Annotated in this window: 11 protein-coding genes; 8 read left to right on the top strand and 3 right to left on the bottom strand. The window is 67.4% G+C overall.

Annotated elements, in window-relative coordinates; translation table 11 throughout:
• Positions 1 to 140: 140 nt before the first annotated feature.
• Together DK842_RS07035 and DK842_RS07030 are read left to right on the top strand one after the other, a co-directional pair.
• Positions 141 to 440 (top strand): DUF2325 domain-containing protein, encoded by a 300-nt coding sequence (locus tag DK842_RS07035; RefSeq protein WP_232538620.1) that lies wholly within the window; start codon positions 141 to 143, stop codon positions 438 to 440.
• 274 nt (positions 441 to 714) lie between these two features.
• Positions 715 to 1110, top strand: a complete 396-nt coding sequence (locus tag DK842_RS07030; protein ID WP_114060821.1) for an acyl-CoA thioesterase — start codon at positions 715 to 717, stop codon at positions 1108 to 1110.
• A 71-nt stretch (positions 1111 to 1181) separates the two neighbouring features.
• Here DK842_RS07030 and DK842_RS07025 read toward each other — a convergent pair whose 3' ends face one another.
• Positions 1182 to 1679, bottom strand: coding sequence for a GAF domain-containing protein (locus DK842_RS07025; protein WP_114060820.1), 498 nt, complete (start codon positions 1677 to 1679; stop codon positions 1182 to 1184).
• 149 nt (positions 1680 to 1828) lie between these two features.
• Positions 1829 to 2542 (bottom strand): ArsR/SmtB family transcription factor, encoded by a 714-nt coding sequence (locus tag DK842_RS07020; RefSeq protein WP_114060819.1) that lies wholly within the window; start codon positions 2540 to 2542, stop codon positions 1829 to 1831.
• 80 nt (positions 2543 to 2622) lie between these two features.
• On the opposite strand from DK842_RS07020, the gene DK842_RS07015 reads away from it, so the two are divergent.
• Genes DK842_RS07015 through DK842_RS07005 form a run of 3 tightly spaced genes read left to right on the top strand, consistent with a single transcriptional unit; the run spans position 2623 to position 4684 of the window.
• Positions 2623 to 3249: a DUF6058 family natural product biosynthesis protein gene (locus DK842_RS07015; protein WP_114060818.1), complete on the top strand. Its 627-nt coding sequence runs from the start codon at positions 2623 to 2625 to the stop codon at positions 3247 to 3249.
• Positions 3246 to 4340 carry a cytochrome P450 family protein gene (locus DK842_RS07010; RefSeq protein ID WP_114060817.1) on the top strand — a complete coding sequence of 365 codons (1095 nt, stop codon included), beginning with the start codon at positions 3246 to 3248 and terminating at the stop codon, positions 4338 to 4340. Before DK842_RS07015 ends, DK842_RS07010 begins: the two co-directional genes overlap by 4 nt.
• Positions 4337 to 4684, top strand: a complete 348-nt coding sequence (locus DK842_RS07005; protein ID WP_114060816.1) for an antibiotic biosynthesis monooxygenase family protein — start codon at positions 4337 to 4339, stop codon at positions 4682 to 4684. Before DK842_RS07010 ends, DK842_RS07005 begins: the two co-directional genes overlap by 4 nt.
• Here the strand turns inward: DK842_RS07005 and DK842_RS07000 are convergent.
• Positions 4676 to 5452 carry a class I SAM-dependent methyltransferase gene (locus DK842_RS07000; RefSeq protein ID WP_114060815.1) on the bottom strand — a complete coding sequence of 259 codons (777 nt, stop codon included), beginning with the start codon at positions 5450 to 5452 and terminating at the stop codon, positions 4676 to 4678. The genes DK842_RS07005 and DK842_RS07000 overlap by 9 nt on opposite strands.
• Positions 5453 to 5664: 212 nt before the next feature.
• Between DK842_RS07000 and DK842_RS06995 the strand changes: the two genes are divergently transcribed.
• The 3 genes from DK842_RS06995 to DK842_RS06985 all read left to right on the top strand — a co-directional run bounded on the left by DK842_RS06995 (position 5665) and on the right by DK842_RS06985 (position 15099).
• Positions 5665 to 12756, top strand: coding sequence for an Ig-like domain-containing protein (locus DK842_RS06995; RefSeq protein WP_114060814.1), 7092 nt, complete (start codon positions 5665 to 5667; stop codon positions 12754 to 12756).
• Positions 12757 to 12886: 130 nt separating this feature from the next.
• Positions 12887 to 14362 carry a TolC family protein gene (locus tag DK842_RS06990; protein WP_232538619.1) on the top strand — a complete coding sequence of 492 codons (1476 nt, stop codon included), beginning with the start codon at positions 12887 to 12889 and terminating at the stop codon, positions 14360 to 14362.
• Positions 14359 to 15099 (top strand): efflux RND transporter periplasmic adaptor subunit, encoded by a 741-nt coding sequence (locus tag DK842_RS06985; RefSeq protein ID WP_114060812.1) that lies wholly within the window; start codon positions 14359 to 14361, stop codon positions 15097 to 15099. The genes DK842_RS06990 and DK842_RS06985 overlap by 4 nt, the downstream gene beginning before the upstream one ends.
• Positions 15100 to 15102 lie beyond the last annotated feature (3 nt).

Genomic DNA, 15102 nt, shown 5'->3' with positions numbered 1-15102 from the left:
GCCAGCGCTTGTCCAGCATTCGGACTGGACTGGCTCTATATATCAAAAAAATATTGAATTAAAATTTATTATTTCTTTGAGATATTATTGGCGCGTCTTACAGTCAAGGCATCACTCGAATCCGCGCTAGGCGAGGGGGCATGATGGAAGCGCTGCTGGTGGGAGCCGATAGCTTGGGCAATATCCCGGAGGTGCTGCGATGCTATGGCATCCGCGTCGCCCGCCACGTCTGCGGCCGCAATGTCGCCCACCAGCGCAGGGCGGCGCTGCCGGGACGGCCGGACGTATTGATCCTGCTCACCGATTTTCTCGGCCACAATGTGATGCGGCATTATCGCGACCGGGCCGCCGCGCAGGGCATTCCGGTGCTGGCTTGCCGCCGCTCCGCCACGGCGGTGGCGCAGCGTCTGCGCCACCATGGCTGGAGGCCGCTGCCATGATCTTCTCCGGCAATGAAAACTGGCTGGCCTGGCTGCTGGGCCGAACCCCGCAGCAGGCGCCGCCCAAGGTGGAGTGGCGGCGCGCGCAGCCCGCCGCGCCCGCCAAGCGCTGAGCCGCGGCCTTCGCGGACGGCGGCCGCGTCCGGATCCCCTGCTTCGCCGGCGCGCTGGCCTGTGCCGCGCCGTTCTGCGAAACTGACGCCCGCCGTTTGCGTCCAAGCCGTTTGTCCGCGGCCGCGGCCGCTTCCATCGTCAGCCAACAGGGATCCGCTTGATGTCAGTTTTTTCCGTTGAATTCAAAGTGCGCGACTACGAGTGCGACATGCAGGGCATCGTCAACAACGGCGTTTACTTCAATTATCTGGAACACGCCCGCCACGAGTTTCTGCTGGCCAAGGGCATCGACTTCGCCGAGCTGGCGCGGGACAAGATCAACCTGGTCGTGGTGCGTTCCGAGATGGACTACAAGGCCTCGCTGACCAGCGGCGACCAGTTCGCCGTCACCGTGGCTTTCGAGCCGGTGTCGCGGGTGCGCTTCGGCTTCCGCCAGCAGGTGGTGCGCGCGTCCGACGGCAAGGTGGTGCTGGAAGGACTGGTGATCGGCACCGCGATCAACGAGCGCGGCCGCCCGGCGATTCCGGAGGGTTTTGCCGAACGCTTGCTGGCCTGAGCCGTCGCCAGCGCCCGCCCGTGTGTCGAAAGGGGAGCGGCGCCGCGCCGCGATTTGCGCTTGGCCGGCGGTTAGCAGGGGGCGGGAGACGCTTCAATCTCCGAGACGACCGTTCGGGCAAGCGCCTGCAAGTGCGCCCGGTCTTCTTCGGCCAATTGCCTGGGACGCTTGCTGATGATGCAGAGCGTGCCGATGCAGTATCCAGAGGACAAAATCAGCGGCGCGCCCACGTAGAAACGAATGCCGGGGTCCCCGATGACCAAGGGGTTGTCGGCAAAACGTTCATCTGTTTGCGCGTTGGGAACCTCCATCACCTCGGTATCCAGGATCGCATGCCCGCAAAAGCTGATTTCTCTCGGCGTTTCGCTCACGTTCAAGCCGCTGCGGGACTTGAACCACTGCCGATCGCGGTCTACCAGGCTGATCAAAGCGATATCGACATCGAAACGCGAGCGGCAATACGTCGTCAGGATGTCGAATCTATCTTCCGGCGGAGTATCGAGAATCAAAAGCTCTTGCAACGCCTGAACGCGTTCAGCTTCATTGCTGGGCAGCGGGGGAGGCCGCATACGGATTCTCCTGCGTGCGATACATGAGTCAAAGGCAAGCGGCTGCGCCTTGCTTGAGGCGGGCGCGGCTCGGGTTTCGCGCTGCGGCTCGGCGGGCCAAGTATAGGACAATCCAATAAGCAGGGCATTCGCTTGCATCGAATGCGGGTTTATTCAATCAGCGCCTCTGTCCGGATATTCCATTGTTCGCGCAAAAAGGCCAGCCCGGCCGGGGTGACGCGCAGCGCGCGGCTGTCCAGCCGCCGTTCCACCCAGTTCCGCGCCAGAAACTCCCGGCACAGCGCCGCGCCGTAGCCGCCGGCCAGGTGGGGCCGCCGCTCGCTCCAGTCCAGGCAGGCGCGCGCCTGCGGGCGGCGGCCGCCTTGCGGTTCCACGATATTCAGCGTCGCGGCGAACCAGTCGCGGCCGCGGGCCGTCATCTCGAACTGTCTTTCCTCGTTCAGCAGCAGCAAGTTGCCCGCCTGCATCGCATCGGCGATGGCGATGCCCAGCCGACCGGCCAAGTGGTCATAGCAGGTGCGCGCCAGCCGCAATGGCGGCGAGACCGGGCTGGCCGCGCGCGGCCGCTCCAGGTCATGGCCGTGGGCGGCGGCGCTCAGCGCCTCCAGGGCCTGGGCGATGGCGGCGTTGGCCAACAGGTAGTAGCGGTGGCGGCCGTGCTGCTCCACTTTGAGCGCGCCGCCTTGCAGCAGCTTGGCCAGGTGATTGCTGGCGGCCTGGGCGCTGAGGCCGGCGTGGCGCGCCAGCTCGCTGGCGGGGTAGCTGCCGCCGTCCAGCAGCATGAGCAGCATGCGGGCGCGGCCGGGATCGGCCAGCAGGCTGGCCAGGCGGCTGATGTCGGGCAAGTCGGCATTGTGGATCATGGTTCACTCCAGCGTGAAACATCGTGGCGGATGGCTGGCTACGATAGCGGCATCGAAAGCGCTAGCCAAGGAGTTTCGCCATGCAGGTCTTGTTGGATTATCTGCAAAACCATTTTTTGAGCGAGCCGCAGCTGTTGCATCGCTGCGGCCTGTCACGGGAGCGGTTGACGCGGCTGCAGCGCGAGGGCCGCGCGCCGCAGCCGTCCTACGCATTGCGCTGCTCGGGCGTAGTGACGTCGTATTGCGGCGAGCGCTCGCTGGACGGCGCATTGGCCTGGTATCCGCTGGCGATGGCCGAATGGCTGGTCGAGGCGGATCAAGCCGACGCCGCCGCGCTGCGCGCGCGCTTCGAACGGCGTTATCGGGCGGAGTGGGCGCGCCTGGCGGCGCAAGGGCTGGCCGATGCGGCGGAGGCGAATCTGGATGAAGAGTGGACGCACTTCCTGGCCGGCACCTACGGCGTGTGCACCCGCCATGCCCGGGTGGAGGAGATCGCCGCCAAGGGCGCGGCCGTCGCCGTGATCGACCGGCTGACCGCTCGCCAGACACGCGCGGCCTTGCCGGCGGGCGAGCTAGCCCTGTTGCACCGCGCGGTGGCGCTGCTGGATGAAGCGGCCGCGCCGTTCGCGCCGCATGAGCGGGCCGCCAGCTCGCGCGAGCGCTGCGTCAATCAGGTGCGGCGGCAATACCTGGGAGACGCGGCATGAGCGCCTGGCCGGAGCACGCGCTGGCCGCCGCCAGCCACCGCGATCCTTATCCTTATTATTTGGAACTGGCGCGCCAGGGCTGGGCGCGCGACCAGCGCCTGGGCCTATGGCTGGCCGCTTCGCATGCGGCGGCGTCGGCCGTGCTGGCCTGTCCCGCCTGCCGCGTCCGTCCGCTGGATGAGCCGGCGCCGGCGGCCTTGGCCGGATTGGCGCTGGGGGAAACGTTTGGACGCTGGCTGCGCATGAGCGAAGCTCCCATCCATGCGCCGCTGCGCGCGGCGGTGGCGGCTAGTTTGGCCGCGCAGGAGGATGAGAGGGCGCAGCGCCGGGCGCGGGACTTGGCGCGGGGCTTTCTGGCAGGCGCGGCGCCGGATGGCGCGCGGCTGGACGCGTTGGTCGATTTCCTGCCGGCGGCCACCTTGGCCTCGCTGCTGGGCTGGCCGGAGCGGAGTTTGCTGGGCTTGTCCGGGCAGGTCGCGGCATGGTGCCGCGCCGTGGCTGCCGATGCCGGCGCGGTGGAACGAGAGGCGGGCGAAGCGGCCTGCCTGGCGCTCCATGCGGAGCTGGCCGCGCTGGAGGACGCCGGCTGGCTGGCGCGCTGGCGACAGGAATTTGGCGAGTTGGGCGAGGATGCGCTGCGCGCCAACTTGCTGGGCGCGCTGTTCCAGAGCCGCGACGCCGGAGCCGGCCTGCTGGCCGCCGGCATCGCCTGGCGCTGCGAAGGGCCATGGGATTGGCGCGAAGCCGGGGAATGGCGCCGCCGCCTGCGGGCCGACCCGGTGTTGCACCATACGCGGCGTTTCGTCGCCGAGGACGCGACGCTGGCGGGCCAGCCGCTGAAGGCCGGCGATCAAGTGCTGGTGTTGCTGGCCGCGGCGGCGCGGGACCCGGCAGGTCCCGGCGAGTCTATGGATTTCGGCCGCGGCCGCCATGGCTGCCCCGGCGAGCGGCTGGCCCTGGCCATCGCCCGCGGCGCGTTGGCGGCGCTGGAGGAGATCGGTCCGGATTGGCGCGCGCTGGGCGGCGGGATGGTTTTCCGTGGTCCGCCCAATGTGAGAATGCGCCGCTTCGGCGCGGGAGACGGCAGATGATCGCGGTGATATTCGAGGTGACGCTGGCCGAAGGCGGCCGCGACGGCTATCTGGCCTGGGCGGCGCGGCTGGCGGAGCATTTGCGGTCGATGGACGGTTTTGTCTCCATCGAGCGCTACCAGAGCCTGAGCCAGCCGGACAAGCTATTGTCTTTGTCGTTCTGGCGCGACGAAGCCGCATTGGCCGCCTGGCGCAATCTGGCAACCCACCGGGAGGCGCAGGCGGCGGGGCGAGGCGGCCTGTTCGCCGGCTACCGGCTGCGGGTGGCGGCGGTGCTGCGCGATTACGGCCTGGACGAGCGGGAGGCGGCGCCGGCGGACAGCCGGGCGGCGCACTCAGCCTGAGGCCAGCGCCTTGATCACGTAGAGGTCGAAGCGGGTGGACTTGCCGTCCAGCACCGCCGACGGCTTGACGCCGGCGATGGGCGCGCCCAGCCGCGGCCGCTTCACCACCACGCGCACCTTGGCGGCGGCGATGGCGGCGGCCAGCAATTCCGCGCTGTCCATATCCTCGCCTATCACATGTTGGAACGCCTGCATGTCTTTCTTGGCGGCGGCGGCTTTCTTGTCGGTGTCCGGGAACATCGGATCGACGAACACCACGTCCGGCCGCTGCGCCTCGGGCAGGCCCGCCAGCCAATCGCGCGAATTGGCATGCGCCAGCGTCATCCGCTCGGCGATGTCGCGGGTGGTCTCGTCGCGCAATGCGCGCTCCAGCGCGTCGGCCAGCAAGGCCGCCGCCACCGGCGAACGCTCCACCATGGTCACCCGGCAGCCCAGGGTGGCCAGCACGAAGCTGTCGCGGCCCAGGCCGGCGGTGGCGTCCACCACATAGGGCAGTTCCTTCGCGCCCTTCAATCCCACCGCCTTGGCTACCGGCTGGCCGCGGCCGCCGCCCTGCTCGCGGCGGTGGCGCGCCGCGCCCTCGACGAACTCCGCGTACACCGCGCCGTGTTTGCCGGTCGTCAGCAGTTCCAGCCGCTCGCCGTTCAGCTCCAGCCAATAACCGTCCGTCGGGCGTTGTTTCACCAGCGGCAGCGTGAAACGCTCGCAAAGGCGCAAGGCAGTATCTAGACGGGCGGGTTCGGCGCAGTAAAGCGGGGTAGCGGTCATCGGCAATCCTTGAAAACTGCCGCGAACGATACGGGATGCGCGCATGCGCCGCAAGCGGATGTGGCATGGTCCAAGGCGTGGACTAAGTAGATTTATCTAAAAGACATTTACCCATACGACATTTTTTTATGCTTGCAACTAGTCTATTTCTGTAGCTGGGGCCTTTTATTTTAAACGTGCCGGTGGCAGCCGGGCGCAGCGGGAGCGGTATCATGGCATGGTGGAAATCGTCGGGCCGGGAACCGGCCAAACAGGCTGCTCGGCCAGCCAGCCGTTTGCTTCTTCAGGCGCTGGAGCCGCGGATGATGTTCGACGGCGCGGTGGCGGCCTCGGTGGGCGAGGCGGCGCATCACGTTGAGCCGGCGCATGACGCGCAGCATGCCGACATCCAGCAGCGGCACGGCGAAACGGCGGCAGCCTTGGCCGCCACCGCGCAGCAGCGCGACGCGGCCGGGGAGCGCGGCGGCAAGGCGGATGGCCCGCAGGTGGTGTTCGTCGAATCCAACGTGGTGAATTTGAAGAGCCTGCTCGCGCAATTGCCGGCCAACTACCAAGTGGTGGTGCTGGACAGCAGCAAGGACGGTTTGGCGCAGATCGCGGAGTGGGCGCAAAGCCATCATGGCTACAGCGCCATCCACATCATTTCGCACGGCCAGGAAAACGATCTGCAGCTGGGCGCCACCGAGTTGACCACCGCCAATGTCGCCAGCCATCAAGCCGAGCTGGCCGCCATCGGCCAGGCCTTGCGCCCCGGCGGCGATATCCTGCTGTATGGCTGCGACGTGGCCGAAGGCAGCGACGGCGCGGCGCTGGTCAACGCGATCGCCAGGGAAAGCGGCCGGGTGACAGCCGCCTCCACCAACGCCACCGGCGATGCCAGCCTGGGCGGCGACTGGACGCTGGAGTATTCGACCGACCGGCTTCACGTGGCCACGTTGAATTTGGTCGACTATCACGGCCTGTTGACCCAGCCGACTTCCGGAACGACCACCTTCGACAACCTGGACGGCGCAGTCTACAACCCGTCTGGCAGCACGGACACCGCAACCAACCTGAACGGCTGGAATTTCGTCATGCAGCTGGGCCAGACCAATAACGGCAACCAGTCCATCATTGTCGAGAAACCCAGCACCGCGGAAACGGTGGACGGCTATTCCGACGGCACCATTCCCATCACCTATCTGAGCGTCAAACCCAACGACGGCAGTCTGTTCACCCTCAACTCCATCGGCGTGGTGCTGAATGGCTACGATTCCGGCACCACTGGCGGCAGCGTCCAGCTGGTCGGCTATCTGAACGGCTCCGCGGTGTCCGGCGCGACCTTGACCCAATCGGTGGGCGATGTGTTGCAGGGCGGGGGGACGCTGGTGACTTTCACCGTTTCCGGCAACAGCGCCTTTCAGGGCATCGATTCCTTCCGGCTGCTGGCGGCATCGGGCCACAACATCACCGGCATGATCGGGGTGGGCAGCATCAACGCCGTCAACTTCCACTTCCCCGGGCCGACCCTGACCGCCAGCGGCGGCAGCAGCGCCTACAGCTCCGGCACCGGCGCGGCTGTGACGGTGGACGGCAGCATGTCGCTGAGCGATACCGCGGCCTCGACCCAGACCAGCGCCACGGTGTCGATCACCGGCAACTTCCACAGCGCCGAGGACACGCTGGCCTTCACCAACGACGGCAGCACCATGGGGAATATCAGCGGCAGCTACAACAGCGGTACCGGGGTGCTGACGCTGACCTCCAGCGGCTCCACCGCCACCAACGCGCAATGGCAGGCAGCCTTGCGCGCGGTGACCTATCAGGACAGCTCGCTATCCCCCAATACCAGCACCCGCACCATCAGTTTCGCCATCACCGACGCCAGCAGCAACACCAGTTCCACGGTGACCAAGACCGTCACCGTGGCGGCGGACAGCGCGCCGGTGATCAGCAACCTGAACGGCGACAGCAACACCTATTACGCCGGCGGCAGCGCTGCGAGCCTGGATACCGGCACCGCGGCCACGGTCAGCGACAGCGACACCACCAGCTTCAACGGCGGCAACGTGACCGCCCACTTCTCCGCCAACGGCCAGAGCGGCGAAGACGTGCTGGGCATCAGCACCGCCGGCACGGTGACGCTGTCCAGCGGCACCAGCGTGGGCAGCACGGTATCGGTAGGCGGCGTGGCCATCGGCACCATCGCCACCAATGGCGACGGCGTCAGCGGCCATGATTTGATCGTCACCCTGAACAGCAACGCCACCGCCTCGCGCGTGGGCACGCTGTTGACTGCGCTGACGTACCGCGACAGCGCCTCCGGCATTCCCAATACTTCCACCCGCACCATACAGGTGACGGTCAACGACGGTCGCGACGGCACTAGCAGCGCCTCCAGCGTGACCATGGCGGTCAGCGCCGCGCCGGTGCTGGCGGATGGCGGCGGCAGCGCGGCGTTCACGGCCGGCGACAACGCCACCTCCACGCCGGTGGCGGTGGACAGCGCGATCACCGTCGCGGACAACGCCAGCTCCACGCTGGCCAGCGGCACGGTGTCCATCACCGGCAATTTCCACAGCAGCGAGGATGTGCTGGCCTTCACCAACGACGGCAGCACCATGGGCAATATCAGCGGCAGCTACAACAGCGGCACCGGGGTGCTGACGCTGACCTCGGCCGGCGGCACCGCCACGCTGGCGCAATGGCAGGCGGCGTTGCGGGCGGTGACCTACACCGACAGCGCGGTGACGCCGAACACGGCGACGCGCACTGTCAGCTTCCAGGTAGCGGACGGCAGCAGCAATAGTAGCGCGGTTCTGACGCGGACGGTGACGGTAGCGGCGACGGACCAAACGCCGCTGACGACGGCGAGCGGCGGCAGCGCGGCGTTCGCAGCCGGCGACAACGCCACCTCCACGCCGGTGGCGGTGGACAACGGCATCACGGTATCGGATCTGGACAACGCCACGCTGGCCAGCGCGACGGTGTCGATCACCGGCAACTTCCACAGCGGCGAGGATGTGCTCAGCTTCACCAATACCAGCGCGGTGACCTACGGCAACATCACGGCCAGCTACAACAGCGGTACCGGCGTGCTGACGCTGACTTCCAGCGGCGCCACCGCCACCGTTTCGCAATGGCAGGCGGCGCTGCGCGCGGTCAAGTACACCGACAGCGCGGTGACGCCCAACACCGCCACGCGCACGGTCAGCTTCGCGGTCAGCGACGGCACCAAGACCAGCGCGGCGGCGACGCGCACGGTGACGGTGGCGGCCACCGATCAAACGCCGCTCGCGACCAGCAGCGGCGGCAGCGCGGCCTTTGCCGCCGCGGACAACGCCACCTCCACGCCGGTGGCGGTGGACAGCGGCATCACGGTATCGGACTTGGACAACACCACGCTGGCCAGCGCGACAGTGTCGATCACCGGCAATTTCCAGAGCGGCGAAGATGCGCTGAGCTTCACCAACAGCAGCGCGGTGACTTACGGCAACATCGCCGCCAGCTACAACAGCGGCACCGGCGTGCTGACGCTGACTTCCAGCGGCGCCACCGCCACGGTTGCGCAATGGCAGGCGGCGTTGCGCGCGGTGACTTACACCGACAGCGCGATCACGCCGAACACGGCGACGCGGACTGTGAGCTTCGCGGTCAGCGACGGCACCAAGACCAGTTCGGCGGCGACGCGCACGGTGACGGTGGCGGCCACAGACCAGACGCCGATCGCCACCGTGTCCGGCGCCAGCGGCAGCTATACCGTCAGCGGCACGCCGACGCCGGTGGCGGTGGACAGCGGCATCACCGTGTCGGACCGGGACAACGCCACGCTGGCCAGCGCGACGGTGTCGATCACCGGCAACTTCCACAGCGGCGAGGATGTGCTGGCGTTCACCAATGGCAGCGCGGTGACTTACGGGAACATCGCCGCCAGCTACAACAGCGGCACCGGCGTGCTGACGCTGACCTCCAGCGGCGCGACGGCGACGGTGGCGCAATGGCAGGCGGCGCTGCGGGCGGTGACCTACAACGACACCGCCGGCTCGCCGAATACCTCCACCCGGGTGGTCAGCTTCGCAGTCAACGACGGCACCAACAACAGCGCCACGGTCACCCGCAGCATCGCGATCCAGTTGCCCACGCCCAGCGTCAGCGGATTGACGGCGGGCACCGATACCGGCTCCAGCAGCTCCGACGGCGTCACCAGCAACAACACGCCGTCCGCGACCGGCACCGCGACGGCAGGCAGCACGGTCACCGTCTATGTCGATGGCGTCAGCGTCGGCACCACCACCGCCAACAGTTCCGGCGCCTGGACTTACAACTTCGCTTCCAGCCTGGCCGACGGCAGCCATGCGATCACGGCGATGGCGAGCAGCGGCGGCGTCAACAGCGCCACTTCGTCAGCGTATTCGGTGACGATCGACACCTCAGCCCCCAGCGCGCCGGTTGTGAGCGGCCTCACCAGCGGCACGGACACCGGCAGCAGCCACAGCGACGGCGTCACCAGCAACAACCAGCCGACGATCACCGGCACCGCGGAAGCGAACAGCACGGTGACGGTGTACGTGGACGGGACGGCGGTGGGCACGGCGACGGCGGACGGCAGCGGCGCGTGGAGCTACAACCTGACCAGTGCCCTGACCGAAGGCAACCACAGCCTCAAGGCGACGGCGACCGACGCGGCGGGCAATGTCAGCGGCCAGTCCTCGGCCAAGAGCATCACCGTCGATACCAGCGCGCCCAATGCGCCGGCCGGCCTGGGCCTGAGCGCGGCCAGCGACACCGGCAGCAGCCACAGCGACGGCGTCACCAGCAACAACCAGCCGACGATCACCGGCACCGCGGAGGCGAACAGCACGGTGACGGTGTACGTGGACGGGACGGCGGTGGGCACGGCGACGGCGGACGGCAGCGGCGCGTGGAGCTACAACCTGGCCAGCAGCCTGGCGGACGGCAACCACAGCCTCAAGGCGACGGCGACCGACGCTGCGGGCAATGTCAGCGGCCAGTCCTCGGCCAAGAACATCACCGTCGATACCAGCGCGCCCAACGCGCCGGCCGGCCTGGGCCTGAGCGCGGCCAGCGACACCGGCAGCAGCCACAGCGACGGCGTCACCAGCAACAACCAGCCGACGATCACCGGCACCGCGGAAGCGAACAGCACGGTGACGGTGTACGTGGACGGGACGGCGGTGGGCACCGCGACCGCTGACAGCACCGGCGCGTGGAGCTACAACCTGGCCAGCAGCCTGGCGGACGGCAACCACAGCCTCAAGGCGACGGCGACCGATGCGGCGGGCAATGTCAGCGGCCAGTCCTCGGCCAAGAACATCACCGTCGATACCAGCGCGCCCAACGCGCCGGCCGGCCTGGGCCTGAGCGCGGCCAGCGACACCGGCGGCAGCCACAGCGACGGCGTCACCAGCAACAACCAGCCGACGATCACCGGCACCGCGGAGGCGAACAGCACGGTGACGGTGTACGTGGACGGGACGGCGGTGGGCACGGCGACGGCGGACGGCAGCGGCGCGTGGAGCTACAACCTGGCCAGCAGCCTGGCGGACGGCAACCACAGCCTCAAGGCGACGGCGACCGATGCGGCGGGCAATGTCAGCGGCCAGTCCTCGGCCAAGAACATCACCGTCGATACCAGCGCGCCCAACGCGCCGGCCGGCCTGGGCCTGAGCGCGGCCAGCGACACCGGCAGCAGCCACAGCGACGGCGTCACCAGCAACAACCAGCCGACGATCACCGGCACCGCGGAAGCGAACAGCACGGTGACGGTGTACGTGGACGGGACGGCGGTGGGCACCGCGACCGCTGACAGCACCGGCGCGTGGAGCTACAACCTGGCCAGCAGCCTGGCGGACGGCAACCACAGCCTCAAGGCGACGGCGACCGATGCGGCGGGCAATGTCAGCGGCCAGTCCTCGGCCAAGAACATCACCGTCGATACCAGCGCGCCCAACGCGCCGGCCGGCCTGGGCCTGAGCGCGGCCAGCGACACCGGCAGCAGCCACAGCGACGGCGTCACCAGCAACAACCAGCCGACGATCACCGGCACCGCGGAAGCGAACAGCACGGTGACGGTGTACATCGACGGCGTGGCAGTCGGCACCGCGACCGCCGACAGCACCGGCGCATGGAGCTATAACGTCGGCAGCGCATTGGCGGACGGCAATCACAGCATTCGCGCCATGGCAGTGGATGCGGCCGGCAACATCAGCGGCCAGTCGGCGAGCTACGCCATCACGGTGGACACCGCCTCGCCGCAGGTGCAGAGCCTTACGGCATCCGGCTTGCTGAATACTTCGGCCAGCACCGTGTCTTACCAAGTGGTATTCACCAAGCCGGTCGCTTCGTTCACTGCCGACGCGCTAAGCGTGGTGAGCAGCGGCAGCGCGCGCGGCACGGTAGCCAGCGTCACGTCGCTCAGTTCGACCAGCTACGTTGTCGAGTTGTCGGGAGTCGGCGGCGATGGATCCTTGTCATTGACGATCAAGAACAATATGGTCAGCGACGCCGCCGGCAATCTGTTGAAGGGAACCGCGACTGCGCCGTCCTACCAGTTGGCCTCTCCAGTGGTGCCGGTCAGCACGGTTGCGCCGGTTACGGTGACGACCACGCCTACCTTCACCAACACCATACAACTGCCACCCATTACGCCCAACATCGTACTGGCGGCTGTGAGCGGAAGTTCCGTCTCCACCGCGAATAACGGCAATGCGATCATCACTACGGGTCAGACCATCCTGGGCTCCACTGCCACGGGATTGGGCACGGGCATCTTGACGCCGACTTTCGGCGCCGGCGACAGCGCCAACGGCAGCGCCAACGGCAGCGCGCCGTCTTTCATCAGCAGCACAGCCAGCAACCCGACCATCGCGCTGCAGGTGAATCCGGATCTGGGGGTGCGGCCGCTGGTGACCGGGCAGTCGTTCACCATTTCCCTGCCGCCGGCCACCATCATTACGCGGGAGTCTTCCGCCAGCCTGAGCATCGCCGCCCGGCAGAGCAATGGCCAGCCGCTGCCAGCCTGGCTGAGGTTTGATCCGGCATCCGGCAAATTCACCGGACAGGCGCCGGCGGGCTGGAACAAGTCCATTTCGATAGACATCCAGGTGCAGGACAAGAGCGGCCACCATGGCAATAGCCACATCCAGCTCAATTTCGGCCAGCGGCAGGCCGCCACGCCGCCGGCTGGCAAAGCGGCTGCCGCGGCGGCAGGCAAGCAGGCGCTCAACCAGCAGTTCGAGCAACATGGCCAACATGCATTCGAGCAACGCCTGGCAGCATTGTTGGAGGGGGAGACGCAAGGATGAACGGCAGTTGCTAGGCGGTGCCGCAGTACGTAGGCAGTGACAGGGAACGCCCTGGCCAACCGACAACGCTCAAGGGGGCAGCAGCATGCAATCCGACTTACAGGCATGGCCGCGTCAGAGACGTATCCATTTGATTCCGCTGGTTCTCGCGCTGGTTCTGGCCGGCTGCGCGGCGACGCCGCAGCCGTTGAGCCTGGCGGAGCGCCAGGCGACGCTGGCGGCCGACAGGCAGCTGATGTTTGGCAGCCAGGAGGCGCTGACGGCGCCGGTGACGCTGCAGGAGGCGATGGCGCGGGCGTTGAAGTACAACCTCGATTATCGGGTCAAGCTGATGGAGGAGGCGCTGTCGCAGCGGCAGCTGGACCTGACCAGCCTGGATATGCTGCCCAAGCTGGCGTTGGCCGCCGGCTACACCGCCCGCAACAAGGATAACGCGTCGTCGTCGCAGAACGTCGCTACCGGGGAGCAGTCGCTGGTGCCGTCCATCTCCAGCGAGAAGCGAGATCGCACCGCCGATCTGAACCTGAGCTGGAACGTGCTGGATTTCGGCGTCAGCTATTTCTCCTCCCGGCAGCAGGCCGACCGGGTGCTGATCCTGGAGCAGCGCAAGCGCAAGGTGGCGCAGCAGCTGATGCAGCAGGTGCGGGAGGCTTGGTGGCAGGCCGCCGGTGCCCAGCGTTTGCAGGGACGGGTGGACGATTTGTTGAAGGATGCCCAGTCCGCGCTGGAAGACGCGCGCCAGGTGGAGAAGCAGAAGCTGCGCGCGCCATTGGATGCGCTCAACTATCGGCGGCAGCTGCTGGATGTGATCCGGCAGATGACGGCGGTGCGCAACGCGTTGTCGCAGGCCAAACCGAGGCTGGCCGCGATCATGAACGTGTCGCCGGGACAGGATTTCCAGGTGGCGGCACCCGCCGACATGCCGGTGCCGGCGCTGGGGCTGGATGTCGATCGCATGGAGGAGATGGCGCTGCTGAACCGGCCCGAGGTGGTGGAGGCGCAATACAGCAGCCGAATCAGCGCGCTGGAAACGCGCAAGGCGATCGCCAAGCTGCTGCCGGGGCTGGAGTTCAGCGTCGGCCAGCATTACGACAGCAACAAGTTCCTGGTCAACAATTCCTGGAGCGATGCCGGTTTGCGCATCAGTTGGAATCTGCTCAATCTTTTCAGCGCCGGGGCGATCACCCGCGCGGCGGACGCGCAGAAACGGGTGGGAGAAGCCCAGCGGCTGGCGTTGAACATGGCGGTGCTGACCCAGGTTCATGTCGCCTATCTGGATTTCAACGGCAAGACCCGGCAGTACGAACTGGAGCGCGAGTTGAACGGCGTAGACCAGGCGATCTACCAGCAGACGCGCAACGCGGTGGAGAGCGGCGCTTCGGCGCGGCTGCAAGGTATATTGGCCGACGCCAACGCGGTGTTCTCCACGCTGCGGCTGTACCAGTCGTATGGCGATCTGCAGAACGCCTACGGCCTGATGGGCGCCAGCCTGGGGCTGGATCCGCTGCCGGCTACCACCCGGGGATATGACCTGGCGTCGCTGAGCCAAGCGTTGAAAGGGGCGGAAACCCAATGGCAGGGCGAGGTGTCCGGAGGCAAGCCATGAAGCGCGTCTGGCTGTGCTTGGGCGTAGGGCTGCCCTTCGCTGTCCAGGCCGCGCCGCCGGCCGGGAGCGCGATCAATGCCGCGGACGGCCGCATCCGCGTGCAACTGATGTCTAGGCACGCGGTGACGCTGTCCAGCGAGATACCGGCCAAGATTTCCGCGATGCCGGTGGTGGAGGGAGGGAGCTTCCGTCGCGGGCAGGCGCTGGTGGAGTTCGACTGCAGCAGCTATCGCGCCCAACTGCGCAAGGCGCAGGCTTCGCTGGAGGCGGCCAGCCAGCTGCTGAAGGTGAACAACCAACTGGCGAAGTACAATTCGGTCGGCACCCTGGAGCTGACCCAGGCGCAGGGCAAGGCCAAAGAAGCGGCAGCCGACGCCAGTTACGCGCAGACCCTGGTGTCCAAGTGCAGCATCGCCGCGCCGTTCGACGGCAGGGTAGCCAAGCGCAGCGCCGCGGTGCATCAGTACGTGAATCCGGGCAATCCCATCCTGGACATCGTCGATGCCGACTCGCTGGAGCTGCGCATGCTGGTGCCGTCCAAGTGGCTGGCCACGCTGAAGCCCGGCAGCCGCTTCAATGTGGCGGTGGACGAGTTGGGCGCCAGCTTTCCGGCGCGCATCGAGCGTCTGGGCGCGCAGATCGACCCTGTCAGCCAGACCATTCTGGCGATCGGCGTGATAGACGGCAAGTCGGCCAACCTGCTGCCCGGGATGAGCGGCTGGGCCAGCTTCAAATAGGCC

The organism is Chromobacterium phragmitis, from assembly GCF_003325475.1.
GTDB classification, from domain to species: Bacteria; Pseudomonadota; Gammaproteobacteria; order Burkholderiales; family Chromobacteriaceae; genus Chromobacterium; species Chromobacterium phragmitis.
The sequence above is the reverse complement of the archived record's forward strand: the minus strand, read 5'-3'. Positions and strand labels throughout refer to the sequence as shown.